The sequence below is a fragment of the Comamonas testosteroni genome (assembly GCF_014076415.1).
Taxonomy (GTDB): Bacteria; Pseudomonadota; Gammaproteobacteria; order Burkholderiales; family Burkholderiaceae_C; genus Comamonas; species Comamonas testosteroni_F.
Genome location: NZ_CP043568.1, coordinates 3,460,940 through 3,486,341, shown reverse-complemented (window position 1 = coordinate 3,486,341; position 25,402 = coordinate 3,460,940). Strand labels below are relative to the sequence as shown.

At 63.2% G+C, this 25,402-nt stretch carries 26 protein-coding genes and 1 tRNA gene; 15 read left to right on the top strand and 12 right to left on the bottom strand.

Features of this window, described 5'->3' with window-relative positions; translation table 11 throughout:
- The first annotated feature begins 10 nt into the window (after window positions 1-10).
- The 3 genes from F0P97_RS15990 (at window position 11) to F0P97_RS15980 (ending at window position 3,243) form a co-directional block, all read left to right on the top strand.
- Complete coding sequence (locus F0P97_RS15990) at window positions 11-958, top strand: alpha/beta hydrolase (protein WP_182283081.1); 948 nt, start codon at window positions 11-13, stop codon at window positions 956-958.
- Between the two features lie 10 nt (window positions 959-968).
- The gene (locus F0P97_RS15985) at window positions 969-1,925 is read left to right on the top strand and encodes a 3-hydroxyacyl-CoA dehydrogenase (RefSeq protein WP_182283080.1); all 957 of its coding nucleotides are present in this window, start codon (window positions 969-971) and stop codon (window positions 1,923-1,925) included.
- Window positions 1,926-2,220: 295 nt separating this feature from the next.
- Window positions 2,221-3,243: an aldo/keto reductase gene (locus F0P97_RS15980; RefSeq protein WP_182283079.1), complete on the top strand. Its 1,023-nt coding sequence runs from the start codon at window positions 2,221-2,223 to the stop codon at window positions 3,241-3,243.
- Window positions 3,244-3,302: 59 nt separating this feature from the next.
- Here the strand turns inward: F0P97_RS15980 and F0P97_RS15975 are convergent, their stop codons facing one another.
- Window positions 3,303-4,196: a CoA transferase gene (locus F0P97_RS15975; protein ID WP_182283078.1), complete on the bottom strand. Its 894-nt coding sequence runs from the start codon at window positions 4,194-4,196 to the stop codon at window positions 3,303-3,305.
- 276 nt (window positions 4,197-4,472) lie between these two features.
- Between F0P97_RS15975 and ygiD the strand changes: the two genes are divergently transcribed.
- Complete coding sequence (ygiD, locus tag F0P97_RS15970) at window positions 4,473-5,399, top strand: 4,5-DOPA dioxygenase extradiol (RefSeq protein WP_182287220.1); 927 nt, start codon at window positions 4,473-4,475, stop codon at window positions 5,397-5,399.
- Between the two features lie 189 nt (window positions 5,400-5,588).
- Here the strand turns inward: ygiD and F0P97_RS15965 are convergent, their stop codons facing one another.
- Window positions 5,589-6,785: an amino acid aminotransferase gene (locus tag F0P97_RS15965; RefSeq protein WP_003067573.1), complete on the bottom strand. Its 1,197-nt coding sequence runs from the start codon at window positions 6,783-6,785 to the stop codon at window positions 5,589-5,591.
- A 175-nt stretch (window positions 6,786-6,960) separates the two neighbouring features.
- On the opposite strand from F0P97_RS15965, the gene uvrB reads away from it, so the two are divergent.
- From uvrB to F0P97_RS15915, 10 genes are all read left to right on the top strand, one after another.
- Complete coding sequence (gene uvrB, locus F0P97_RS15960; RefSeq protein WP_269780046.1) at window positions 6,961-9,027, top strand: excinuclease ABC subunit UvrB; 2,067 nt, start codon at window positions 6,961-6,963, stop codon at window positions 9,025-9,027.
- Between the two features lie 228 nt (window positions 9,028-9,255).
- Window positions 9,256-9,792, top strand: coding sequence for a Fe-S cluster assembly transcriptional regulator IscR (gene iscR / locus F0P97_RS15955; RefSeq protein WP_003054211.1), 537 nt, complete (start codon window positions 9,256-9,258; stop codon window positions 9,790-9,792).
- A 173-nt stretch (window positions 9,793-9,965) separates the two neighbouring features.
- Window positions 9,966-11,186, top strand: coding sequence for an IscS subfamily cysteine desulfurase (locus tag F0P97_RS15950; RefSeq protein ID WP_182283077.1), 1,221 nt, complete (start codon window positions 9,966-9,968; stop codon window positions 11,184-11,186).
- A gap of 34 nt (window positions 11,187-11,220) precedes the next feature.
- Window positions 11,221-11,616, top strand: coding sequence for a Fe-S cluster assembly scaffold IscU (gene iscU / locus F0P97_RS15945; RefSeq protein WP_003054213.1), 396 nt, complete (start codon window positions 11,221-11,223; stop codon window positions 11,614-11,616).
- Between the two features lie 4 nt (window positions 11,617-11,620).
- A complete protein-coding gene (gene iscA, locus F0P97_RS15940; RefSeq protein ID WP_003054214.1) occupies window positions 11,621-11,944 on the top strand; it encodes an iron-sulfur cluster assembly protein IscA in 324 nt (107 codons plus the stop codon).
- Window positions 11,945-12,091: 147 nt separating this feature from the next.
- Window positions 12,092-12,610, top strand: coding sequence for a Fe-S protein assembly co-chaperone HscB (gene hscB, locus F0P97_RS15935; RefSeq protein ID WP_182283076.1), 519 nt, complete (start codon window positions 12,092-12,094; stop codon window positions 12,608-12,610).
- 94 nt (window positions 12,611-12,704) lie between these two features.
- Window positions 12,705-14,564, top strand: coding sequence for a Fe-S protein assembly chaperone HscA (gene hscA, locus F0P97_RS15930; RefSeq protein ID WP_182283075.1), 1,860 nt, complete (start codon window positions 12,705-12,707; stop codon window positions 14,562-14,564).
- Window positions 14,565-14,579: 15 nt separating this feature from the next.
- Window positions 14,580-14,918: an ISC system 2Fe-2S type ferredoxin gene (gene fdx / locus F0P97_RS15925; protein WP_003054218.1), complete on the top strand. Its 339-nt coding sequence runs from the start codon at window positions 14,580-14,582 to the stop codon at window positions 14,916-14,918.
- A gap of 159 nt (window positions 14,919-15,077) precedes the next feature.
- Window positions 15,078-15,809, top strand: a complete 732-nt coding sequence (gene dnaQ / locus F0P97_RS15920) for a DNA polymerase III subunit epsilon (protein WP_182283074.1) — start codon at window positions 15,078-15,080, stop codon at window positions 15,807-15,809.
- Window positions 15,810-15,825: 16 nt separating this feature from the next.
- Window positions 15,826-15,900 (top strand) — tRNA-Val (locus F0P97_RS15915).
- Between the two features lie 215 nt (window positions 15,901-16,115).
- Here the strand turns inward: F0P97_RS15915 and F0P97_RS15910 are convergent.
- Genes F0P97_RS15910 through F0P97_RS15880 form a run of 7 tightly spaced genes read right to left on the bottom strand, consistent with a single transcriptional unit; the run spans window position 16,116 to window position 22,722 of the window.
- Window positions 16,116-16,907, bottom strand: a complete 792-nt coding sequence (locus F0P97_RS15910) for an SDR family NAD(P)-dependent oxidoreductase (protein WP_182283073.1) — start codon at window positions 16,905-16,907, stop codon at window positions 16,116-16,118.
- A 5-nt stretch (window positions 16,908-16,912) separates the two neighbouring features.
- On the bottom strand, window positions 16,913-17,473 hold the full coding sequence (locus F0P97_RS15905; RefSeq protein ID WP_182283072.1) for a DUF3833 domain-containing protein: 561 nt from the start codon (window positions 17,471-17,473) through the stop codon (window positions 16,913-16,915).
- Window positions 17,470-18,759, bottom strand: coding sequence for an MFS transporter (locus F0P97_RS15900; RefSeq protein WP_182283071.1), 1,290 nt, complete (start codon window positions 18,757-18,759; stop codon window positions 17,470-17,472). Before F0P97_RS15900 ends, F0P97_RS15905 begins: the two co-directional genes overlap by 4 nt.
- Window positions 18,760-18,777: 18 nt before the next feature.
- Window positions 18,778-19,368: a chalcone isomerase family protein gene (locus tag F0P97_RS15895; RefSeq protein WP_182283070.1), complete on the bottom strand. Its 591-nt coding sequence runs from the start codon at window positions 19,366-19,368 to the stop codon at window positions 18,778-18,780.
- Entirely contained in the window at window positions 19,365-20,639 is a 1,275-nt protein-coding gene (locus F0P97_RS15890) for an SAM-dependent methyltransferase (protein ID WP_182283069.1), read from the bottom strand. Before F0P97_RS15890 ends, F0P97_RS15895 begins: the two co-directional genes overlap by 4 nt.
- Window positions 20,636-21,388, bottom strand: a complete 753-nt coding sequence (locus F0P97_RS15885; protein WP_182283068.1) for a DUF1365 domain-containing protein — start codon at window positions 21,386-21,388, stop codon at window positions 20,636-20,638. The genes F0P97_RS15890 and F0P97_RS15885 overlap by 4 nt, the downstream gene beginning before the upstream one ends.
- Window positions 21,385-22,722, bottom strand: coding sequence for an NAD(P)/FAD-dependent oxidoreductase (locus F0P97_RS15880; RefSeq protein ID WP_182283067.1), 1,338 nt, complete (start codon window positions 22,720-22,722; stop codon window positions 21,385-21,387). Before F0P97_RS15880 ends, F0P97_RS15885 begins: the two co-directional genes overlap by 4 nt.
- A gap of 140 nt (window positions 22,723-22,862) precedes the next feature.
- Between F0P97_RS15880 and F0P97_RS15875 the strand changes: the two genes are divergently transcribed.
- Window positions 22,863-23,501: a TetR/AcrR family transcriptional regulator gene (locus F0P97_RS15875; RefSeq protein WP_182283066.1), complete on the top strand. Its 639-nt coding sequence runs from the start codon at window positions 22,863-22,865 to the stop codon at window positions 23,499-23,501.
- 82 nt (window positions 23,502-23,583) lie between these two features.
- Here the strand turns inward: F0P97_RS15875 and F0P97_RS15870 are convergent, their stop codons facing one another.
- From F0P97_RS15870 to msrA, 3 genes are all read right to left on the bottom strand, one after another.
- The gene (locus tag F0P97_RS15870) at window positions 23,584-23,925 is read right to left on the bottom strand and encodes a glutathione S-transferase (protein WP_182283065.1); all 342 of its coding nucleotides are present in this window, start codon (window positions 23,923-23,925) and stop codon (window positions 23,584-23,586) included.
- Window positions 23,903-24,397, bottom strand: a complete 495-nt coding sequence (locus tag F0P97_RS15865) for a nuclear transport factor 2 family protein (RefSeq protein WP_182283064.1) — start codon at window positions 24,395-24,397, stop codon at window positions 23,903-23,905. Before F0P97_RS15865 ends, F0P97_RS15870 begins: the two co-directional genes overlap by 23 nt.
- 263 nt (window positions 24,398-24,660) lie before the next feature.
- A complete protein-coding gene (msrA, locus tag F0P97_RS15860) occupies window positions 24,661-25,401 on the bottom strand; it encodes a peptide-methionine (S)-S-oxide reductase MsrA (RefSeq protein WP_182283063.1) in 741 nt (246 codons plus the stop codon).
- Window position 25,402 lies beyond the last annotated feature (1 nt).

Sequence of the window (25,402 nt, the reverse complement as noted above, 5' to 3'; positions counted from 1 at the left end):
GACTTCAACCATGGCTCTCGATCCACATCTGGCCGGCGTCCTGCAGCAACTGGCCGCTGCCAACAGGAAAGCCATCGCAGACGGTACGCCCGAAGAGGGCCGCGCCGGCTATCTGGCGCTGACCCGTGGCTCGCTCACACCCGAGCAGATCGTGCCCGTGGCCAGCGTTCAGGACATCACCGTGCCCGGCGGCGCAGGCCCTGTGGCCGCACGCATCTATCGGCCCGAAGGCACTGGGCCTTTTCCGACCGTGGCGTATTTCCACGGCGGAGGCTATGTCATCGGCAACCTGGACACGCATGACAATATGTGCCGAGAGATCTGCCGCGGCGCGCAGGCCGTGGTGGTGTCGGTGGACTACCGGCTTGCCCCCGAGCATCCCTTCCCCGCAGGCATAGAGGACGCCGTGGCTGCCGCCAGATGGGTGGTTGCCAATGCGCATGAGCTGGGGGACAGTGCCATCGTGGCCGTGGCGGGCGACAGCGCTGGCGGCAACTTCTGCGCCGTGGTGACGCAGCAGCTGCGCGATGGGGGCATTCCCCTGGCTGCGCAATTCCTCATCTACCCCGCGGTAGACCACGCCGCCGCCGAGTACGCCAGCGCCGAGCAGAACGCCAAGGGCTATTTCCTGGAAGCCGAGACCATGGCCTGGTTCTACAACCATTACGCCGGCACCTCCCACAATGCGCTGGATCCGCGCCTGGCACCGCTGCAGGCCAAGAGTCTGGCCAACCTGCCGCCCGCCGTGATCGTGAATGCCGAGTTCGATCCGCTGCGTGATCAGGGAGCGGCCTATGCCCATGCACTGCGCGCCGCAGGTGGCCAGGCCGAGCTGATTGAAGGGGCGGGCATGATCCATGGCTTCTTCGACATGGGCCGCTGGTCGCCGGGCGCGCAGGCCGTCATCACGCGCAGCATCGAGCGCTTTGCCGGGCTGCTGAAATCGCAAACCCGTTGAGGAAACCAATATGACCCATGTGAATCATTTGACCGTCCTGGGCTCGGGCGTGCTGGGTGGCCAGATTGCCTGGCACAGCGCGTTCAAGGGCAAAACCGTGGTTGTCTACGACATCTCGGAAGATGCGCTGGCGCGCTGCCGCGCCGCACAGGCGCAGTACGCAGCCATCTATCTGGCAGAACTCGGTGCGGGCGAGGCCGACATCGAGGCCACGCGCCAGCGTCTGAGTTTTACCACGGACATGGCCCGGGCCGTGGCCAAGGCTGATCTGGTCATCGAGGCCGTTCCGGAGATCCCGGATGTCAAGACCGGCGTCTATCAGCAGATGGCGCCGCTGCTGCCAGCCCATACCGTGGTTGCCACCAACTCGTCCACCTTTTTGCCCAGCGACTTCGCGGCTGCCACGGGCCGGCCCGAGAAGTTCTGCGCGCTGCACTACGCCAACTACATCTGGTCGGCCAATGTCGTGGAAATCATGCCGCATGCAGCGACGGCCCGGGCCACGCAGGAGACCGTCACCCGGTTCGGCATCGAGACCGGCATGGTGCCGATTCCCATCGCCACGGAGCACAACGGCTATGTCATCAACACCTGGTTCCCCGCACTGCTCAAGGCCGCCCAGACGCTGGTGACCAATGGAATCGCCACACCCGAGGATGTGGACCGCACCTTCCTGATCGCCAACCGCGGTGCCCGCATGGGCCCGTTCGGCATGATGGACATCGTGGGCATGAAGACCTGCTATGACGTATCCATTTACTGGGGGCAGTTGCAGGGCGATGCGCAGCAGCTGGCCAATGCCGAATATGTCAAGACCCAGTTGATGGACAAGGGCCGTACTGGCATGCTGGCGGGCAAGGGCTATTACGACTACCCGAATCCGGCCTATGCGGCGGCGGGCTTTCTGGATGTGCCGGCGCTGTCGCAGCTATCTGACATCGTTGACCGCTGTATCTCCAGAGCCTGAGCCTTTGGTGCACATATGCGGCGACGGCGCATGCGGCCCTGCCTCTGCGCCCGTGCCCGTGCCCGTGCCCGTGCCCGTGCCCGTGCCCGTGCCCGTGCCTGGCAGTGCAGTGCAGTGAGGCAGTGCCGGGCACGCACCAGACGAGCACGGATTTCGATGCGGACATTATTTTGGCTTGGCATCGGCCATCGACGAACCGGAAGGCAGCTGCTGGAATAATATTGCTCCAGCTTGTATAGCGGCCTGCGCCCTCGCTTGGTTCGGTTGAAGGCCTTTGGATGCTTAAGGAAAGTTAATGGAAAACCGCAAAATCGGCCCATTCAGCGTCGCCAATGTCGCGCTGGGCTGCATGAATTTCTGCCATGCCTACGGAAACCCCGTCTCTACCGAGCAGTCGCACGCCGTGCTGCACGCGGCACTGGATGCGGGTGTGACCTTGTTCGACACCGCTGCCCTCTATGGCTTTGGCGCCAGTGAGTCGCTGATCGGTCCCGTGCTCAAGCCCCACCGCAACCACATCACCCTGGCGAGCAAATGCGGCATGGCCGGCGTGCGCGGCGAAGACGGCGTGATGCGCCGCGTCATCGACGGTCGCCCCAAAACCCTGCGCCAGAACTGCGAAGACAGTCTCAAGCGCCTGGGCACCGATGTGATCGATCTCTACTATCTGCATCGCTGGGACAAGAATGTGCCCATCGAGGAGTCGGTGGGCGAGATGGCGCGTCTGAAGGAAGAGGGCAAGGTTCGCGCCCTGGGCCTGTCGGAAGTGGGGGCCGATGCACTGCGCCGCGCGCACAAGGAGCACCCGATTGCGGCGCTGCAAAGCGAATATTCGCTGTGGTCGCGCAATGCAGAGCTGGGCACGCTCGCCGCCTGCAAGGAGCTGGGCATTGCCTATGTAGCCTTCAGCCCCATGGGCCGCGCCTTCTTCAGCGGCAAGCTGCAGCAGGTGGACAACCTGGTCAAGGGCGATATCCGCGCCACCATGCCGCGCTTTGCCGGCGAGGCCTATGCGCAGAATCTGCGCCTGCTGGCGCCCATGCAGGCCGTGGCGGAAAAAGCCGGCTGCACGCTGGCCGAGCTGGCCATCGCTTGGGTGCTGCACCAGGGCGAGCATGTGATTGCCTTGCCCGGCACCACCAGCGTGGAGCATCTGCACGAAGACATTCGCGGTGGCCGCGTCCATCTCGGCGCCGAGCTGCTGGCCGAGCTCGATGACATCTTCAAGCCCGAAGCCATTGCCGGCGACCGCTATGCATTGCAAGGCCAGGGCGAGGTGGATACCGAGAAATACGCGTTTGAAAAGCGCCCAGGCTAGCATCCCATCCCGCGAAGGCCCTGGCGCGGAGGGGGAGCGTAAACAGGTTCTGGTTTGCTTCAGGTTTGGGACAGGGCGTGCAGTGGAATATCCCTGTCCTGCGCCAGCTGCATCAGTTGCGCGCAGCTGCGGGCTGCCAGAAACCGGGCCACGCCTTGATGGATTTCGGGCTTGCGCATATCGGTGGGATGGCCGAAGGGCAGGTCTGCCGCTTCGCACAGACGCTGGGCAAAGTGAGGCTCCAGCGCGGCCACGGCCACGATGCCGTCGGCGCAGGGATATATGCGGTAGCCCGCATGGGCGCCGCCGACATCGCCCGTGGGCTGGGTCAGGCCCCAGTGCCAGGGCAGGGCCAGCCATTGCGCGGCCTGGGCCAGTCCGACTTCGCGCAGGATGCCGTGCCCGCTGCGGCTGCTGACGAGTACGGCCTGGAGTACGGCCTCGCTGGCCATCAGCGCCCCCGCCATATCGGCAAACAGGCTGGGGGGCAGGGCGGTGCTGTGAACGAGGCCCGCTTCGGCCTGATAGGTGAGGTCGTGGCCAGGGACATCTGCCAGTTCGCCGGCGCTGCCAACCACGCGCACCAGCGACAGTCGGGGGTAGCGCTGCTGCAGGGTTTCCCAGCCCAGGCCCAGCTTGCTCAGGGCCGAGGGACGGAACGAGGTCAGCAGCACATCGGTTTGCGCCAGTTGCGCATGCAGGCTGGCCTGGCCTTCGGCAGTCTTGAGATCGGCCTGCAGGGTTTGCACCTTGTCATGCATCTGCGCGTAGGCATCGGGGCAGTAGAGGCCCATGGGGTCGGCGCTGCGGCCTGCGCCGGGGGCCAGAGGCTCAAGCTTGCGGCAATCGGCTCCCATGCCGGCACAGCGCCACAGGGCGGCAGGGCCGGGCAGGTTCAGAGCCAGGCTGAGTATGCGAATTCCTTGCAGGGGCTGAATGGTGGTGCTGGGCATGAGTGGGAGTATTCCTTGTCTGGGCTTGTGCAAGCCAGGGTGGCATCAGGATGGTTTCCTTGAGGCGAAGCCCTTGCCTGAGCCTGTTTGAGGTGAGTCGTGCTTGTTCAACTGCTGTTGTAGTGCAAGCCGGCCCCCGGCACTGGCACTTTCAGGACAGTCTGTTGCGGTGGCGATGCTTTCAGGCGCTGTTGCGCTGTGGCAAGCTTGCGCTATCTGTAAAAAAAATGCCCCTAGGGGCGTGTTCGATTGACCGAGATGCGTAGACGTACGCTTTTGTCCCTGGGCGCAGCCTCCGTGCTGGCAGCCGGCGGGGGCTGGAAGGCTTTTTCCATGAACTCCACTTCTTCTTCCCTGTTGCCCGAGCAGCTGCTGCAGCAGCTCAAGCCTTCGCCGCGCATGCCGGTGATGTTCCTCGGCCATGGCAGTCCCATGAATGTGATCGAGGACACGCACTGGCGCCAGAGCTGGAAGGCGCTGGGCCAGGAGCTGACAGCCAAGGGCATTGCGCCGCAACTGATTCTCTGCATCTCGGCCCATTGGCTGACCGAGTCCGACTGGGCGCTGACCGGCATGGCCCAGCCGCGCACGATTCATGACTTCGGTGGCTTTCCGCAAGAGCTGTTCGATCAGCAATATCCCGCCCCCGGCGCGCCCGAGGTGGCCAGGCAGCTGGCGGCCGAGCTGCAGTCGCCGCTGGACGGATCAGCCCTGCTGGTGGACCAGAAATGGGGTTTTGACCACGGAACCTGGTCGGTGCTGCTGCCCATGTTCCCCGAGGCCAGCATTCCCGTCATGCAGCTGAGCATGCCCTATGGGCTGGCGCCCGAAAAGCATTTCGAGATGGGCCGCCAGCTGCGTGCGCTGCGCGAGCGCGGCGTGCTGATCGTGGGCAGCGGCAATATCGTGCACAACCTGCGCGCCATGCAGCGCGGTGCCAGCGACAACCAGGCCTATGACTGGACGATACAGTTCGACACCGAAGTGCAGCAGCGCCTGGACAGCGGCAATCTGGCTGATCTGAGCACCTTTCTGGACTGGGGGCCGCAGGCCCGTCTGGCCCATCCCACGCACGACCACTATCTGCCCCTGCTGTATGCGGCAGGGGCCGTGCAGGAGGGCGAAGCGCCGCGCGTGTTCAACACGGCCTACCAGTATGCGGCGCTCTCCATGCGCTCGGCCATCTGGGGGTTGAGCGCCTGATCAATATTTTGGTAGCTTGCTGCGCTTGATTCAAAAGGTTTTTAGATGCTTTTCTATCTGAAAACAATATGGGCAGGGCGCTGGAAGCTATCAATTAATAGGTAGACCTGAAGCGGCCATAAAAAAAGAGCAACGGACTTTTAATCCGTTGCTCTTTGGTCTTCAGGGCCGAAGCCCCGAATCGTGAGCTTAGATCACGGCGGCGATGGCCTTGCAGACATAGTCGATGTTCTTGCTGTTCAGCGCGGCCACGCACATGCGGCCGGTGTCGGTGCCGTACACGCCGAACTCGGAGCGCAGGCGCACCATCTGGTCCTTGGACAGGCCGGAGTACGAGAACATGCCGATCTGGGTGGTGATGAAGGACATGTCCTGGGTCACGCCGGCAGCCTTCAGGCCGTCGACCAGCTTCTGGCGCATGGCCTTGATGCGCACACGCATCTCGCCCAGTTCCTTTTCCCACAGAGCGTGCAGCTCGGGGTTGTTCAGCACCGCTGCCACCACGGCGCCGCCATGGGTGGGAGGGTTGGAGTAGTTGGTGCGGATGACGATCTTCAGCTGCGACAGCACGCGAGCGGCCTCTTCCTTGTCGGAGGCCACCACGGACAGGGCCCCCACGCGCTCGCCATACAGGCTGAAGCTCTTGGAGAACGAAGTCGACACGAAGATGTTCAGGCCGGCAGCCACGAACTTGCCGATCACGGCGCCGTCTTCGGCGATACCGTGGCCGAAGCCCTGGTAGGCCATGTCCAGGAAGGCGACCAGGCCCTTGGCCTTGACGACGGCAATCACTTCATCCCACTGAGCGGCAGTGATGTCGTAGCCGGTGGGGTTGTGGCAGCAGGCGTGCAGCACGACCACGGTGCCGGCAGCGGCAGCGTTCAGGTCGGCCAGCATGCCGGCGAAGTCGATGGAGCGGGTCGCTGCATCGTAGTAAGCGTAGGTGCCGACTTCAAAACCAGCGTTGGTGAAGATGGCCTTGTGGTTCTCCCAGCTGGGGTTGGAGATCAGGACCTTGGCGTTGGGGTTGAGCTTCTTGAGGAAGTCGGCGCCGATCTTCAGACCGCCGGTGCCGCCGATGGCCTGCACGGTGGCCACGCGGCCGGACTTGACCACGTCCGATTCGGCACCGAACACCAGGGCCTTGACGCCGTTGTCATAGGCGGCGATACCGTCGATGGGCAGATAGCCACGGGCGGTGGGCTTTTCCATCATGGCCTTCTCGGCGGCCTGCACGCACTCCAGCAGGGGCAGCTTGCCGTTGTCGTCGAAGTACACGCCCACGCCCAGGTTCACTTTGTTGGGGTTGGAGTCAGCGTTGAATTGCTCGTTCAGACCCAGGATGGGGTCGCGGGGGGCCATTTCGACGGCGGTAAACAGAGACATGAAAAAATCCTTGAGGGATGGAAATAAGTCAGGTCACCCCCAGCTACTGCTCCGAGCGCGTCAGACGGGCAGGGCATTGCCCGGTGCTCGAAAAAACGCATCAGCCTAGGTTAGGCTTGAGGGTTGGGCTGCCATTCTACTCCGCGCTTACCCTATGCGTCATGGACATGAGATCATGCAAGAACAAAATATGAATGCCGAGCCGCAAGGCCGTTTCGTGCAATACCCGGACTCGCCGTTCGAGCTGTTCCAGCCCTATCCACCGGCGGGGGATCAGCCTGCGGCCATCGAAAAACTGGTCGAAGGCGTCAATGACGGCGAGTCCTTCCAGACGCTGCTGGGCGTGACGGGCTCGGGCAAGACCTTCACCATGGCCAACGTGATCGCGCGCCTGGGCAAGCCCGCCATCGTGTTTGCGCCCAACAAGACACTGGCGGCACAGCTGTACTCGGAGTTCAGGGAGTTTTTCCCGAAAAACGCGGTCGAGTACTTCGTCAGCTACTACGACTACTACCAGCCTGAAGCCTATGTGCCCCAGCGCGACCTGTTCATCGAAAAGGACAGCGCCATCAACGAGCACATCGAGCAGATGCGCCTGTCCTGCACCAAGAGCATCATGGAGCGGCGCGATGTGGTGATCGTGGCCACCGTCTCGGCCATCTACGGCATCGGCGAGCCCGAGAGCTACCACCGCATGATCATGACGCTGCGCGCGGGCGACACGCTCAACCAGCGTGATGCGATCGCGCAGCTGATCCGCATGCAGTACCAGCGCAACGACCAGGATTTCTCGCGCGGCACCTTCCGCGTGCGCGGCGACACCATCGACGTGTTCCCGGCCGAGCATTCGGAGCTGGCCGTGCGCATCGAGCTGTTCGACGACGAGGTCGAGAGCCTGCAGCTGTTCGATCCGCTCACCGGCCGGGTGCGCCAGAGCATTCCGCGCTTCACCATCTATCCCAGCAGCCACTACGTGACGCCGCGCGACAAGGTGCTGGCGGCCGTGGAGACCATCAAGGAAGAGCTGGCCGAGCGCCTCAAGCAGCTGGTGGGCATGGGCAAGCTGGTGGAGGCGCAGCGCCTGGAGCAGCGCACGCGCTTCGATCTGGAAATGCTCAGCGAAGTCGGGCACTGCAAGGGTATCGAGAACTACACCCGCCATCTTTCGGCCTCCAAGCCCGGCGATCCGCCCAGCACGCTGACCGACTATCTGCCGCGCGACGCCATCATGTTCCTCGACGAGAGCCATCAGATGATCGGCCAGCTCAACGCCATGTACAACGGCGACCGGGCGCGCAAGACCACGCTGGTGGAATATGGTTTTCGCCTGCCGTCGGCGCTGGACAACCGCCCGCTCAAGTTCGAGGAGTTCGAGCAGCGCATGCGCCAGGTGGTGTTTGTCTCGGCCACGCCCGCCGAGTACGAGAAGACCCACGCGGGGCAGGTGGTGGAGCAGGTGGTGCGCCCCACCGGCCTGGTCGACCCCGAGATCGAAGTGCGGCCGGCGATTCACCAGGTCGACGATGTGCTGCAGGAAATCCGCCAGCGCGTGGAGCTGGAGGAACGCGTGCTCATCACCACGCTGACCAAGCGCATGGCCGAGCAGCTGACCGAATACCTGACCGACAACGGCGTGAAGGTGCGCTATCTGCACTCCGACGTGGATACGGTGGAGCGAGTGGAAATCATCCGCGACCTGCGTCTGGGGGCCTTCGATGTGCTGGTCGGTATCAATTTGCTGCGCGAAGGCCTGGATATTCCCGAGGTCTCGCTGGTGGCGATCCTGGACGCCGACAAGGAAGGTTTTCTGCGTGCCGAGCGCAGCCTGATCCAGACCATCGGTCGCGCAGCGCGCAACGTCAACGGCAAGGCGATTCTGTACGCGGATCGCATAACCGAGTCCATGAAGAAAGCCATCGGCGAAACCGAAAGACGCCGCGAAAAACAGATGGCTTTCAATGAAGCCAACGGAATCGTGCCCAAGCAGATTGTCAAGAGGGTGAAAGACCTGATTGATGGTGTCTACAGCGAAAAGAGCGGCAAAGAGGCCGAACGCCTGCAGGAGCAGGCACTACAGCAGGCACGTGTCGAGGATATGTCGGAGAAAGACATTGCCAAGGAGATCAAGCGTCTGGAGAAGCAAATGCTCGAGCACGCCAGGAACCTGGAATTCGAGCAGGCAGCGCGCGTGCGAGACCAGCTTTCGCTTCTCAAGCAGCAATTGTTCGGGGCTGCACCGTAGGAATATTTCTTCGCAACTCTCGGGGTTATTACGTGAGTGCACGCTGTTACCCGACAAAATTGATGGGGAATGTGATATACTCACGTCAAACACTCAACAACAAACTTCCCTCACAGAAGGGCTCTGAACCTAATCACAGGACGGAGTAAGGGCGGAGACTGTGCTCGTCTAGGTACTGTGACCGGGCGTGCGTTTCTGTAACGAACAATCCTGACTGAAGGAGCTCGTATGCGTCTTACGACCAAAGGCCGCTTTGCGGTCACCGCGATGATCGACCTGGCACTGCGCCAGAACAATGGCCCTGTGACCCTGGCTGCCATCAGCCAGCGTCAGCAGATTTCGCTGTCCTATCTGGAACAGTTGTTTGGCAAGCTGCGTCGTCACGAACTGGTGGAATCCACCCGTGGCCCCGGCGGCGGCTACACCCTGGCCCGCAAGGCGACAGACATCACCGTGGCCGACATCATCGTCTCGGTGGATGAACCCATTGATGCGACCCAGTGCGGTGGCAAGGAAAACTGTCTGGGCGAAGCCGGCCGCTGCATGACCCATGAGCTGTGGGCAGCTCTGAATCAGCGCATGGTGGAATTCCTGGACTCCGTCACTTTGCAAAAGCTGGTGGACGAGCAACTGGCCAAGGGCATCCAGATCGAGGACAAGCCCGTGGTGCGCCGCGCCATCTCCACAGCACCCGTGGTCAAGCCCATCCGTGTGAACGCACCGAACTCGGTGTTCGCCCTGGGTAACGCCTTCGCAAAATCCTGATCCGGGGCCGCTCGAGCAGTGCTCGGGCGGCAACCAGATCGGCATGAAGCCCGACTCCGATAGTCAGGGCCTGGATGCATGCATGGCTGTGCGGCATGTTTCTTCGCCCTGATGGCACCACAAGGTGCATCGATTCCTCACGATTTGTCAGCCAAAAACAAGACGAGCCAGTCATGGACATGACCCCGCACTTTCCCATTTATCTCGACTACGGTGCAACCACTCCGGTGGATCCCCGCGTGGCGGACGCCATGATTCCCTGGCTGCGTGAACATTTTGGCAATGCCGCATCGCGCAGCCATGCCTGGGGCTGGGAAGCCGAAGAGGCCGTCGAGAAGGCCCGCAAGCAGGTGGCTGATCTGATTGGCGCCGATCCGCGTGAAATCGTCTGGACCAGCGGTGCGACCGAGTCGGACAACCTGGCCATCAAGGGCGCAGCGCATTTCTATCAAGGCAAGGGCAAGCACCTGATCACCGTGAAGACCGAGCACAAGGCTGTGCTGGACACCATGCGTGAACTGGAGCGCCAGGGCTTTGAAGTCAGCTATCTGGACGTGCAGGAAAACGGTCTGCTGGACATCGAAGTGTTCAAGGCCGCGATCCGCCCCGACACCATCCTCGCCAGCGTGATGGCCGTGAACAACGAGATCGGTGTGGTTCAGGATCTGAACACCATTGGCGCTCTGTGCCGTGAGAAGGGCATCATCTTCCACGTCGATGCGGCTCAGGCTTCGGGCAAGATGGAGCTGAACATGCAGACCATGCCCATCGACCTGATGAGCCTGGCTTCGCACAAGACCTACGGCCCCAAGGGTATCGGCGCTCTGTACGTGCGCCGCAAGCCACGCGTGCGCCTGGAAGCTCAGATGCACGGCGGCGGTCATGAACGCGGCATGCGTTCCGGCACGCTGGCAACCCACCAGATCGTGGGCATGGGCGAAGCCTTCCGCATTGCCAAGGAGGAGATGGCCAAGGATATGGAGCACGCACGTGCGCTGCGCCAGCGTCTGCTCGATGGTCTGAAGGATCTGGAACAGGTGTTCGTGAACGGCGATATGGACAACGGTGTTCCCCATTACCTGAACATGAGCTTCAACTTCGTCGAAGGCGAATCGTTGATCATGGGCATCAAGGGGCTGGCCGTGTCCTCGGGTTCCGCCTGCACATCCGCCAGCCTGGAGCCCAGCTATGTGCTGCGTGCCCTGGGCCGCAGCGATGAGCTGGCACACAGCTCTTTGCGCATGACCTTTGGTCGCTTCACGACGGAAGAAGAAATTGACTACGCGATCAAGTCGATCCGCGAAAACGTGCTGAAGCTGCGCGAGCTGAGCCCTCTGTGGGAGATGTACAAAGACGGCATCGACCTCAGCACTATTCAATGGGCTGCACACTAAGCATAGATTACAAAGAGTTCAAGAGGTAGACACCATGGCTTACTCCGAAAAAGTTGTTGACCACTATGAAAACCCCCGCAACGTGGGCTCGTTCGACAAGAGCGATGACTCCGTGGGCACGGGTATGGTGGGTGCGCCCGCTTGCGGCGACGTGATGAAGCTGCAGATCAAGGTCAATCCTGCCACCGGCGTGATCGAAGATGCACGCTTCAAGACCTATGGCTGCGGCTCTGCCATCGCCTCGTCTTCGTTGGTGACCGAATGGGTCAAGGGCAAGACGCTGGATGAGGCTGCAGCCCTGAAGAACAGCCAGATCGCCGAAGAGCTGGCGCTGCCACCGGTCAAGGTTCACTGCTCCATCCTGGCTGAAGATGCCATCAAGGCAGCCGTGAACGACTACCGCGCAAAGCGCACGGCGACGGAAGCCTAAGGCCATGGCCATCTCAATGACCGAGGCGGCTGCCCGTCATGTGAACCGCTACCTTTCGCGTCGCGGCAAGGGGATTGGCGTGCGCCTCGGCGTGAAGACCACGGGCTGTTCCGGCTTGGCCTACAAGCTGGAGTATGTGGACGAAGTCCAGCCCGATGACGTGGTGTTTGAAGACCATGGCATCAAGGTGCTGATCGACCCCAAGAGCCTGGCCTATATCGATGGCACGGAACTGGATTTTGTGCGCGAAGGCCTGAACGAGGGCTTCAAGTTCCACAATCCCAATGAGCGTGATCGCTGCGGTTGTGGCGAGAGTTTCAGGATTTGATTTCCCCCTGAGTCGCTTCGCGCCTTCCTCCCAAGAGGACGACACCTTCGCTGCGAGGCGGCTCTTGCTCGGTGTCCCTGGCGTGTGAAGCGCCCAAGCGTAAGAACGGAACCGCCTCAGCTTTGCTGCAGGCGGTTTTTTAATGCCATGAATCTGCAATCTGACGACTTTGAATTGTTTGGCCTGCCGCGCAAGTTTGCGCAGGAGCGCAGCCAGATCGACGCACGCTGGAAAGAGCTGCAGCGCGAAGCGCACCCCGACCGCTTTGCCGCCCAGGGCGCAGCTGCACAGCGTGTAGCCATGCAATGGTCGGTGCGTATCAATGAGGCCTATCAGCGCCTCAAGGATCCGCTCAAGCGCGCCGCCTATCTGTGCGAGCTGGCGGGAGCACCGGTGCGGGCCGAAGACAACACGGCCATGCCTGCGGCATTTCTGATGCAGCAGATGGAGTGGCGCGAAGCGCTGGAAGACGCTGCCAGCGAGCAGGAGCTCGATGCTCTGGAGGCCGAGATGCTCGCTGCCAAAAAGCAGATGCTTGGCGAATGTGGCCGGTTGCTGGACGAGGCTGGCGATGCCGCCGCTGCCGTGCAGCAGGTGAGAGCCCTCATGTTTGTTGCGCGATTTGCGCAAGATGTGGATCGCCGTCGCGATCAACTGGGACAATAAGAGCCAGAGCAACGCGCCGTGCCCCAGGCACGCAGCGTATCCACCTTGAGCGGGCCAGCCACGCTGGCCTCTGATGTTTCAAAAGAAGAATTTCATGGCGCTTTTGCAGATTTCCGAGCCCGGCCAATCCCCCGATCCCCACCAGCGACGCATTGCAGTAGGTATCGACCTGGGCACCACGCACTCTCTGGTCGCTGCAGTGCGCAACGGCGTGGCCGAATGCCTGCCCGACGATCAGGGGCGTGTGCTGCTGCCATCGGTGGTGCGTTACATGGAAATGGGCCGCCGACAGATCGGTTTTGATGCCAAGGCCGCACAGTCGCAGGATGCTGCCAACACTATCAGCTCGGCCAAGCGCTTCATGGGGCGAAGCCTGGCCGATATCGAATCGCCCGAGAAGCTGCCTTATCGCTTCAAGACCGATGACAGCAGCGTCATCTCCGTCGAAACCGTGGACGGCGCCAAGACGGCCGTGGAAATCAGTGCCGAAATTCTGGCAACTTTGCGTTTCCGTGCCGAAGACACGTTTGACGACGATCTCTATGGTGCAGTCATCACCGTGCCTGCGTACTTTGACGATGCTCAGCGTCAGGCCACCAAGGATGCGGCCAAGCTGGCCGGCATCAATCTGCTGCGCCTGATCAACGAGCCCACTGCGGCAGCCATTGCCTACGGCCTGGACAACGCGGCAGAGGGCGTCTATGCCGTCTACGATCTGGGTGGCGGCACCTTCGATATCTCGGTGCTGCGTCTTTCGCAAGGCGTGTTCGAAGTGATCGCCACAGGTGGTGACTCGGCATTGGGCGGCGATGACTACGATGACGCGCTGGCAGCCTGGGTGGCGGAGAAGACCGGCACGCAGCTGGAGTCGGCAGCAGACAAGACCGCCTGGCGCATTGCTGCGCGCCATTGCAAGCAGGCCCTGACTGAATCAGAAGTTGTAGCGTTTACCGCTGATGTTTCCTCGGGTTCAGTGTCTTTTGATGTCAAGCGTGAGGAGTTCATTGCGCTGACTGCTCACTTAACCAGTAAGAGCCTTGCGGCCGTGCGCCGCGCGCTCAAGGATGCAGGCCTGGGCCGCGATGAGGTGCAGGGCGTGGTCATGGTCGGCGGCTCCACCCGCATGCCCCAGATTCGCCAGGCCGTGGCCGACTTCTTTGGCAGCGAGCCGCTGACCAATCTCAACCCCGACGAAGTGGTGGCCTTGGGCGCTGCCATTCAGGCCAATCAACTGGCCGGCAACAATACCGCCGGCGACCTGCTGCTGCTGGATGTGATCCCGCTGTCGCTGGGTGTGGAAACCATGGGTGGCCTGTCCGAGCGCATCATCACGCGCAACGAGACCATTCCCACGGCTCGTGCGCAGGATTTCACGACGTACAAGGACGGTCAGACCGCTCTGGCCATTCATGTGGTGCAAGGCGAGCGTGATCTGGTGGCGGACTGCCGCAGTCTGGCGCGTTTCGAGCTGCGCGGCATTCCGCCCATGGCTGCCGGTGCGGCGCGCATCCGCGTGACCTTCACGGTCGATGCCGACGGCCTGCTGTCCGTCAGCGCCAAGGAGCAGACCAGCGGCGTCGAAGCACATATCAATGTCAAGCCTTCCTACGGCATTTCCGACGACCAGATCGCCCAGATGCTGCAGGACGGTTTTGCCACGGCCCAGGAAGACATGAAAGCCCGCGCCCTGGTCGAGGCCCGCGTGGATGCCGATCGCATGCTGCTGGCCACGCAGAGCGCGCTGGACGTGGACGGGGATGTGCTCAGCGCCGAGCAGCGCGACAGCATCGAGGGCCTGATGACAGCGCTACGCGCGGCCGTCGCCAGCGATGATCCGGCCGTTGTGGAAGGCGCGACGCAGGCCCTGGCCAAGGGAACCGAGTCGTTTGCGGCCGAACGCATGAATCGCAGCATCCAGCAGGCGCTGGCTGGCAAGAGTGTCAACACCATTTAATTCATAAACAGAACAATGCCCATCATCAAAATTCTTCCTCACGCCGAGTACTGCCCCAACGGTACAGAGATCGAAGCTCCCGTCGGCACTTCGATCTGTGAAGCCATGCTGGACAACGGCATCAATATCGAGCATGCCTGTGATATGAGCTGCGCCTGCACGACCTGCCATGTCATCGTCAAGGAGGGCTTCAACTCCCTGAACGAGGCGGAGGAAGAGGAAGAGGACCTGCTCGACAAGGCCTGGGGCCTGCAGCCTCAGTCGCGCCTGTCCTGCCAAGCCATTCTGGCGCGCGAGAATGTGACGGTGGAGATCCCCAAGTACTCCATCAATCACGCCAAAGAGAATCATTAAGCACCCCCTGAGGCGCTTTGCGCCTTCCCCTCTCTCTACGCGGAGGGGGACGACACCCTCGGAGCGCGGCGGCGCTACCTCGGTGTCCTGGCCTTGGTGCGCGCTTGTTTTAGAAATTGTTGGGCGATGTGAGCGCCGCAGGTAATTGGGAGAAATTGAATGTCGCGCCAAATTGTTCTGGATACGGAAACCACCGGCCTGTCGGCCATCGATGGCGATCGTCTGATCGAGCTGGGCTGCGTGGAGCTGGTCAACCGCAAGCTCACCGGCAACAATCTGCATCTGTACTTCAATGCGGGTCGCGACAGCCACCCCGATGCCTTGCGCGTGCACGGCATCACCACGGAGTTCCTCAAGGACAAGCCGCGCTTCGAGGAGAAGATCGACGAGATCTGGGAGTATCTGCAAGGCGCAGAACTCATCATCCACAATGCACCGTTCGACCTGGGCTTTCTGAACAACGAGCTCAAGCTGGCCAGGCGTCCGCCGCTCAAGCAGTGCGTGGGGGGCGTCATTGACACCCTGGTCATGGCCAAGGAGATGTACCCGGGCAAGCGCAACTCGCTGGACTCGTTGTGTGATCGTCTGGGTGTCGACAACTCCAACCGTACGCTGCACGGTGCCTTGCTCGATGCGGAGCTGCTGGCGGATGTCTACATCAATTTGACGCGCGGGCAAGATGCCTTGCTCATGACAGAGGAGCCTGCAGATGCCCCGGCGGCCGGGACGATGATCGTTGCCTCTGTGGACCTGAGCAGCTTCAAGCTGCCGGTGCTGCGTGCCAACGAGCAGGAGCAGGCGGCCCACGACGATGTGCTCAAGCAGATGGATAAATCAAGCGGCGGCAAGACCGCTTGGCGCAGCTTTGAAAATGTGAGCGCCAATCCCTGATACAATGACGCTCATCGGGTGATTAGCTCAGCGGTAGAGCACTGCCTTCACACGGCAGGGGTCACATGTTCGATCCATGTATCACCCACCAGATAGCAAGCCCTCTTGAATCACTGATTCAAGAGGGCTTTTTGTTTTGGGCTGCGGGCCGCATTCATCCTGTTGATGCATGCCGAGCTGCTTCAGACCTGTGGTGTTCGGGCTCGCGTGCGAGCCATTGGAACCTGGCGGGCGCCGTGTGCCCAAGAGCATGACTCCGTGGCAGAGCGTTTGCTCAGCCTCAGCAGCTCGCGCAGGACCAGGCAGTCAGTTGCCGGTGATGCGGCGCACAGCCAAGAAGTACCAGGCATCGGGCAGGCAGCGCAGCAGACGCATCCAGCGGGTGAAGCGTCGCGGAAAATTCATCTCGAAACGTCCCAGGGCCCAGCCTTGCAGCATATGCCGGGCGGCCTCGTCGGCATCGATCAGTGCGGGCATGCTGAATTGGTTCTGCGCCGTCAGCGGTGTATCGACAAAGCCGGGGTTGATGATGGATACGCCCAGCCCCCGGTCGTGCAGGTCCAGATAGAGGTTTTCGGCCAGGTTGTTGAGTGCTGCCTTGGTCGGGCCGTAGGCAAGGGACATCGGCAGCCCGCGATAGCCGGCCACCGAGCCGACCAGTGCCAGATGGCCTTGCCCCGCCGCAAGCAGCATCGGAAGCACGGCATCGAGCAAATGCAGGGCGCCGCCATAGTTCACGGCCAGGTGGCGCTGCATTTCGGGGAGCTCGAACTCCGTGGCGCGTTGGGGCTTGTAGCGGCCTGCGCAATAGAGAATCAGGTCGGGAGCCTTGCCGCAATGAACCTGCACCTCCCGGGCTGCTGCAGTCACGGCAGCGGCGTCGGTCACGTCCAGTGGCAGGGCCAGACAGCCGTCGTGGCTGCGCACGAAATCCCGCAGGGCGTCGCCCTGGCGCGCGGAAACGATCACCCTGGCTCCCCGCCTGTGCAGCGCGTCGGCCGTGGCGCGACCTATGCCCGAGGAGGCTCCCAGAATCCAGGCCGAGCGACCCTGCCAGTCGCGCAGTGGCGGGTTCAGCCGTGCACAGAGCAGCGACATGATCTTCACTCCTTGACGATGGCAAGTGTCACATCGCCCAGATGCAGGCCCAGCTTGCTCATGGCGGTGCGGTTGAGCAGGGTGCGTCCGTCGATCAGGTACATCCAGTCATCCATGCTGACATTCCAGACTCTTCCATTCACGGGCAGGGCCAGCACATAGCTCCAGCGGATGGCATTGCCGGCGCTCTGGCCCTGGGCTTCACCCACCACGTCGTCGGCGCGGCCGCTGTAGCGCCCGTCGCCCAGATGGCGGATATGCCAGACGCGTTGCTGCGTGCTGCCGTCGCTGTAGACAAAGTGCTCGTCCAGCGTGCCCTCGTCGCCCTTCCAGCTCCCTGTCATGCGCACCGTGAAGCGCTTGACCACCTTGCCTGAGCGGTCCGTGAACATGCCGTGTGCCGTCAGCGGCCCGTTGAAGTACTGGCGCAGGTCCAGTTGCGGCTGCTCCTTGGCATAGTCCTGCACGGAAGGCCCGGCGCAGCCTGCAAGGCTCAGCGCCAATGCTGCGCCCAGGCAGGCATGCCACAGCGGCGAAAACGAGGTGGATCGGATGATGTTGCTCATGTGTGCCTCCAGGAAGAATGGCGTCGCTCGGCGCGCCAGAGCAGCAGCGCCGCCGCCAGCTTGAGCAGGCAGGGCAGGCCGCCATAGGCCCAGGCCAGCGCCTGCAGGCCGGCCTCATCGCTGTCGCCGCTGCGGTAGCCTGCGGCAGAGAGCAGGGGCAAGGTCAGGCCTGCGGCCAGGGCCAGGTTTAGCTTGGTGGCGCAGGTCCACCAGCCCAGGTAGCGGCCCTCGCCCCGGCCGCCCTGGCCGGACTCGTGGATCACGCCCGTGAGCAGTGCGCCCGGCAGGGCCAGGTCCGCGCCCAGGGCCAGACCGCTGGCCAGGCAGATCACGGCAAAGGCCAGGCCGTCGCCCGTGCCCAGCCAGGGTGTGAAGCCGAAGGCCAGCACGCTGGCCAGCATGCCTGCGCGCCAACTGGGCGCCAGGCCCCAGTGCGAGACGGCCTTCACCCACAGCGGCAGGCCCAGGGCCGCCGCACCAAAAAAGCACAGCAGCAGCAAGGGCTGCAGTTCGGGCGTCTGCAATCTGTCGGCCACGAAGAAGGGCAGCAAGGTGGCGGGAATGGCAGCGGCCACGCCGTTGAGCATGAACACGGCCAGCAGCCGCCGAAATCCGGCATCCGCCCACGGTGAGATCTGAGAGGCGTCAGCCGCGGCCTGCTGCACCTGCGTCACTGACGTCACGGGCGCCTTGAGCCGGTACAGCCCCAGCAGCCCCAGCGCCAGGCCCAGCGTCAGCATGGCGCTGGTGGCGTCAAAACCCATCCATGCCGGCAGCACGCTGGCCAGCAGCACGCCAGCCAGCGTGGAGCCCTCGCGCCACGCCGTGACGCGGGCACGCCAGGCGGGTTGACCGCCCCAGCGCGTGCCCCAGGCCTGGTGGAGAATGGTGACGAAGCTGTAGGCCAGCGTGCACACCAGCAGGCTGCAGGCCAGCCAGCCCAGCATGGCGGCCTGGCCACCGCGCGGCGGATGCCACAGCGCCCAGAAGCCCAGCGCCATCAGCAGGCTGGCCAGCGCTGCAGCGCACCAGGCCGGGCGCGTACCCAGGCGCAGCAGCCTGTCGGCCTGGCGGCCGATGGCGGGGTCCACCAGGGCGTCCAAGCCGCGCGTGGCCAGCAGCACGGCACCCAGCCCCGCCAGCGGCGCACCGGCCACACTGGCGTAGTGGTAGGGCAGGTTCACATACAGCGGCAGGGACACGAACGCCAGCGGCGCAGCCAGAGAGCCATAGGCCAGCCCCGTGCGCCAGGGCAGCGTGGAGACAGCGGCAGGGTGTGTGGCCATGGCGGGGTCCGTTGGCGCTCAGCCCAGGCCCAGCAGCGAGCTGCGCATGGCTGGTGCCGAGGTCTGCGGCGCCAGCCAGATGCCGAAGAACAGGCGAGCGTAGTCAGCATCGCGCAGCTGTGCGGTCTGGCGACCGTTGTGGAAGAAGCGCACCTCGCCCTGGCCGTCGTTCAGCCCCAGCAGCCGGTCCTGGGCCACCACATCGGGGAAGGCCTGCTTCATCAGGGCCAACCATCGGCGGGCTTGCTCGTCGGTGAAGCTGCCCACCCTGCGCATTTCGGCGATGGAGCGCTCGGCAATGGCCGCGCCTTCGAGCTTGCGGTCATAGACCAGCTCCAGCGCAAACGGGTGGAGGGCGTAGTCATCTGGCAGCGAGCCGGGCGCGGCCCACAGCCGTGCCTCGTAGACGCGCAGACCAAAGAAGCGCAGCACGCCGGTGCCCATCAGACGCGCGGCCGGCAGGGCACTGCGCAGCTCGGCCGGAAGGTCTGCAGCAGGGGTCTTGGCGTGGAGTGCGTTGGACATGGTGGTCAATGAAGGTGCAAGGGCAAGGGCCGCGCCCCAGGCCAGGGCCTGGCGGCGGTGTGGACGCAGGGGTGGGGCCGTCATGGCAGGGGCTTGCGCAGCGTGAACTGCACGACATCGGTGTTGCCGGCGTCGAAGGCCGCCTCGCAGTAGGCGAGGTAGAAGCGCCAGATGCGCACAAAGCGTTCGTCGAAGTCCTGGGCGCGCACGGCGTCGAGCTGTTGCTCGAAGGACTGACGCCAGCGCCGCAGCGTTTCCGCATAGTCGCGGCCGAAGGCCATGCGGCGCTCCACCACCAGGCCGGCACGCCGAGCTTCCTGCTCGAAGGCGGAAATGCTGGGCAGCAGCCCGCCCGGGAAGATGTACTGCTGTATGAAGTCGGTGGAGCGCAGATAGCGCTCGAACAGGTCTTCGCGCAGCGTGATGGTCTGTATGCAGGCCAGGCCGCCGGGTTTGAGGCAGTCCCGCAGCATCTGGAAGTAGCCGCGCCAGTATTCGCGGCCCACGGCCTCGAACATCTCGATGGAGACGATGGCGTCGAAGGGCTGGCCCGCATGCAGGGCCGGCAGGTCGCGGTAGTCCTGGTAGCGCAGCTCCACGGCATCGGCCAGCCCTGCATGCAGCATGCGCTGCTGTCCCCAGATCAGTTGCTCGCGCGACAGCGTCACGCCCGTGACCCGGGCACCGCATTCGCGGGCCGCAGTCTCTGCCAGGCCACCCCAGCCGCAGCCGATTTCCAGCAGGCGCTGGCCGGGCTGCAGACTCACCTCGTTCAGCGTGCGCCTGAGCTTGGCCTGCTGGGCGTCCTGCAGGTTGGCGTGGTGCAAGGCCTTGCCCGTGCGGCCCTCGAACCAGGCCGCGCTGTAGTTCATGCCCGGGTCCAGCCAAAGGCGGTAGAAATCATTGCCAAGGTCGTAGTGAGCATGGATGTTCCTGGCACTGCCGGCCCGCGTATTGCGCTGCAGCAGGTGGCGCAGGCGATAGCCCAGCCGACCCCACCAACTGCCGTAGACCAGGCTTTGCATATGGTCGCGGTTGGTCATGCACAGGCGCAGCAGCGCAGCCAGGTCGGGACTGTCCCATTCGCCGGCGATGTAGCCTTCGGCCAGACCGATGTCACCCGATTTCAGGGTGCGCTCCAGCGCCTGCCAGTCATGCAGCACGAAGTGCGCGTCGGCAGGGCCGGGTGCAGGCCGGGGCTGGGGCAGGTGCAGCAGCCGGCCATCGGGCTGCTCCAGGTCCAGCCGCCCGTGTGGCAGGCGTTCGAGAAGATGGAGTACACGGCGTGCCCGCGCAGGCGTGCGGCGCGGTGCTGCGGCGGCGGGGCTCAGCAAGGGGGCGGCGGTGGTGTTCATCGTGTGACGAAGCGCTCGGGCTTGGTGGGTTTGCCATGGAAGGGCAGGCGCTTGGCCCAGAGGAGCAGCGCCTGCCAGTGGATGCGGGCGATGACGCCCAGCGTCATCAAGGGAGTGCCGAAGAAGGCGCGGCGCACGGTGGTCGCATCCAACGGATGCAGCGTGCCGCCTACGCTGGTCTGTAGCAGAGGGCCGTCTTCGTCATGCAGATCCACGCGCGCCAGGGTGCGTTTCTCGCTGCGCTCGAAGCGGAAGCGGTACTCGCCACGCACTTCGCAGAACGGCGAGACATGGAACTGCTTGCGTGCCATCTGCTCGCGGCCCCAGGCCAGGTCGGGGCCTGCCAGCAGATAGGCATGGCGCTCGCCAAAGGTGTTGTTGACTTCCGCCAGCACGGCGGCCAGCGAGCCATCGCTGCGGTGCGCATACCAGAAACTTACGGGCTTGAAGACGTAGCCCAGCACGCGCGGGAAGGTGTGCAGCCAGACTTCACCATCGGCATCGCCAATGCCTTCGCTGTGCAGCAGTTGCTCGAACCAGTCCAGGGCATCGGCTCCGCCCTCGCCGTGGTCGCTGTCGTGAAAGCTGATCCAGCCGAGCCGGTTGCGCCGCAGCACGTTATCGGGCTGCATGCGCAAGCTGCGCATTGGCAGCATGAGGAAGTAGCCCGAATATCGGAAGGCATGTTCGACGGGGCGCAGACGTCGATGCCAGACATGGCCGAAGCCGATGAGGGGCCGAGCGTTCATGCTGCCCCCCTGATGGCAGGGCTGACGGGCAGCCTGGGCAAGACGTCCAGCAGGCCATCGGCCGCGTCGAGCCCCGACCGCAGACCATCTTCGTGAAAGCCGTAGCCACACCAGGCACCGCAGAACCAGGTCCGGCGCTGGCCTTGCAGAGCTGCGACCTGGCCCTGGGCCTCGATGGCGGCCAGATCGAACACAGGGTGGCTGTACTCGATGCGCGCGTGGACCTGGCTGTCGTCGATGGGGCGCACCGGATTCAAGGAGACCATCACTGGCTGCTGCCACGGCAGAGGCTGCAGCCGGTTGATCAGATAGTGCAGGCAGACGCCTATCCGGTTGCAACCCGCATCGGCCGCGCGTTCGTAGTTCCAGGCGGACCAGGCCGCCTGGCGGCTGGGCAGCACGCTGGCATCGGTGTGCAGCACGGCCTGATTGGGCTGGTAGCGGATGGCTCCCAGCACGCTGCGCTCCTGCAGCGTGGCATCGAGGCCCAGCAGGTGCAGGGCCTGGTCGCTGTGGCAGGCCAGCACCACGGCATCGAAGTGCTCCGTGCCATGCGCCATCTGCAGCAACACGCCATGTTCCACGCGGCGCAGGCCCAGCACGGGCGCGTTCAGACGGGCCTCGTGGCGGCCATCGTGCTGCAGCGCGGCCAGCATGCGCCGCACATACTGGCGCGAGCCGCCCCGCACGGTGTACCACTGGGGCCGGTCGGAGACCTGGATCAGGCCATGGTTGTGGCAGAAGCGGATCAGCGTGGCCACGGGAAAGCGCAGCATCTGGTCAATAGGGCAGGACCAGATGCAGCCCATCATGGGCAGCAGATAGTCCTGGCGGAAGGCGGCACCGAAGCCGTGTTCATCCAGAAAGACTTCGATGGAGCTGCGCAGCCGCGCTTCATCGCCTTCCTGCGCAATGCGTGTGGCCAGCCGGTTGAAGCGCAGGATCTCCGCCAGCATCTTCAGAAAACGGGGACGCAGCAGGTTGCGGCGCTGCGCGAATACGCCGTTCAGCGAGCTGCCGCTCCACTCCAGGCCCGGCCTGCCATCGGCCTGCGGCACCTGCACGGAAAACGACATCTCGGCGGCCGCCGTAGGCACCTGCAGCTCTTCGAACAGCTGCGTCAAAAGCGGATAGGTACGGTGATTGAAGACGAGAAAGCCCGTGTCCACACCCTGGCTCACGCCATTCAGCGTCATATCGACGGTGTTGGCATGCCCGCCGAAATGGTGGCCCGCTTCCAGCAATGTCACGCGATGCTGGCCAGGCGCGCCTGTCAGACGACGGGCAGCGGCCAGACCCGCAATCCCAGACCCTATGACTGCAATGCGATGCATGCGAATGCCTTTCCTGGTTTATCAGTCCGTTTGCACCAGCAAGGTCAAATCATGAACTGATGAGTTCAAACTATAAACCAAACATTTCCACTTTGCACTATCTAGTATGAGGTGTGGCCTATCAGGTCTAAAATAAGCCCATGACAAGCCGCTCCTCCATCAAACAGCAGATACAGCGCGTGCGTGAGCAGGCCATCGTGGTGGCCGTCAACCGGCTGCTGGCCACCAAGGGTTATGACGCCATGACGGTGGACGAGGTCGCTGCCGAAGCCGGCATGGCCAAGGCCAGCCTCTACAAGCTGTTCACCTCCAAGGAGGAACTGGCGGGAGCCGCCATGATCGGCGTGCTGGATCGTGCCCTGGCCTTCGTGGACGGCTTGCGCGACGAAGCAAGCCAGGCGGCCGAGACAGGTGCTCCCATGCGCCCGCTGGATCAGCTCAAGGCCGTGACGCGCTGGGCCATGCAGACGCAGCTGGAGGGTGAAATGCCTTCGCTGCCGGCACAGAACTCGAATCTAAGTGCTTCTTTGCAATCCAACGATGCCTATATGGACCGGCTGATTGCCCTGAGCAACCGGCTCAGCATCTGGATCACCGAAGCCCAGACCAGCGGCCAGCTGCATGCCGCGCTGCCCCCAGAACTGGTGCTGTATACGCTGTTTGCACGGGCTTGCGACCCTGTCGTTGCCCTGCTCAAGGAGTCGGGGCAGTACACGCATGCGCAGATCATCGACTGGGTGACGAGTACCACGTTTGACGGGCTGGCTGCGGCGGGTTGACGGGGCGGCGTGAACAAATACGCCAAGTCCTGGCGCACTCGAAACGGGCAATCAGCGCTGTCTGGAGAAGTCTGTTTCCGGCTCAGGATTGCATGATGACCGGCTCGCTCTTGCTCAAGGCTCGCTGGTATGCCGCACGCTCATGCTCAACGGCAGAGTTCATCTGGAGGTCGGCCATGCTCAGATGCTCGCCTGCAGACCAGCGATGCTTTGCCAGATGCTCATCCATGAAGGCCAGCGCTGTCTCCACATCGGTGATCACCGGCGATTTGCCCGGCGGATGCACGCGCTTGAGCTCCGGTGGCGCGAGGTGGGTCCGGGGATCGCGCTGGCAGCGACGCAGTTCGTAAGGAGCATCGAGCTCCTGAAGCGGCCAGAGCATGCGCTGCGAAAGCGAAGTTTCAAGGTGATGAACGGTGAGCATGGGGCGTCTTCCTGGACGCAGAACCTGCTTTGCGCAGCCAGCGCATCAAGGATCCAAGCAGTGGCAGCTTTTCATAGAGTTCTTCGGCCGCATCCCAGTAATCGCGATGCTGGCAGACCAGACCTTGTGCATTGAAATTCAACAAGGTGGCGCCACGAATGCATTGCTCGGAGCCGGGCCGCCTGCGTCGAAAGCGAAAGTGAAATTCCCAGGCCAGGAAAGCCTGCCGGCCCTGTACCAGGCGCTGGGTGACGACAAAGCGCGGCTCTTGCAGCGTGTCGAACATATGGGCGAATATGCCGGCGATGGCTGTCACACCACGCACTTCATTGAAGGGGTCCTTGAAGTGCGCATCACTTGCGTAATAGCTGTCGAGTTGCAGCAGGTGGCCAGGGGTCAGCTGTTCGTACAACTGGACAAGCCGCTCAACTGCAGCAGCAACATCGGTTGAGGAGGAGGGGCTTTGCTGCATGCATCAAATTGTAGGCAAACTGCTGCGCATCCCCGTGGCGGCTGCGCCACGGCTGTCTTGCGCTTCCGGTGATCCATGGCTGCCTGGCGTGAACCCTCCGCAGCCTGGCGCATAGCGCTGATGCCCTGTCAGGCTTCCCGTTCTCGGGGAGACTGGGTCTTCACGCTGGGCGCTGGCGCTGGCGCTGATCGCCCTGATTTTCGGTGGGTACGCTGCAAGCGGTCTCCGTGCGGTGCACGCTTGCAGCATATTTCGCCAGACTGCTACGGGTGCGCTTTCTTGGTCAGCACCGGCTCGCTCCGGTAGCGGTCTGGGAAGAAGCGCTTGAGGTTGTTTACCTTGGGCAAATCATTGAAGACGATATAGGGGTGACGCGGGTTTTCGGTCATGAAATCCTGGTGGTAGAGCTCGGCCGGATAGAAGCTGGCCTTGTCCTCGAGGCGGGTGACTATGGGCTTGGGGTACAGGTGTGTTGCGTCAAGCTGAGCGATATAGGCCTGCGCTGTCTTGAGCTGGGCCGGGCTGGTTGCGAAAATTGCCGAGCGATACTGCGTTCCCGTGTCCGGACCCTGTCGGTTGAGCTGGGTGGGATCGTGGACGACAGAGAAAAATATCTGCAACAGAGTTCCATAGCTCACCTGGGTCGGATCGAAGGTGACCTCGACCGATTCTGCATGGCCGGTGTTGCCGCGGCTGACCAGCTCGTAGGAGGCGGTGGATGCAGCACCTCCGCTATAGCCGGAGACCGCGCGCTGCACGCCCTTTACGTGCTGGAACACGCCCTGTACTCCCCAGAAGCAACCGCCAGCAAAGATCGCGCGTTGCGAGGACGGTCCGGTAGCCGGGGAGTCCAGGGAAGGGGCAGGAAGGCGAACCGCTTCTTCGGCCGAGAAGGCCGTCGGTTGCCAGAACAGTCCGCCGCCCAGCAAAACGATGCTGCCGGCCAGTGTCTGGAGCAGGCTACGCCGATTCGACGCGGCCAGTGAGATGATGCGTGTGTTCATA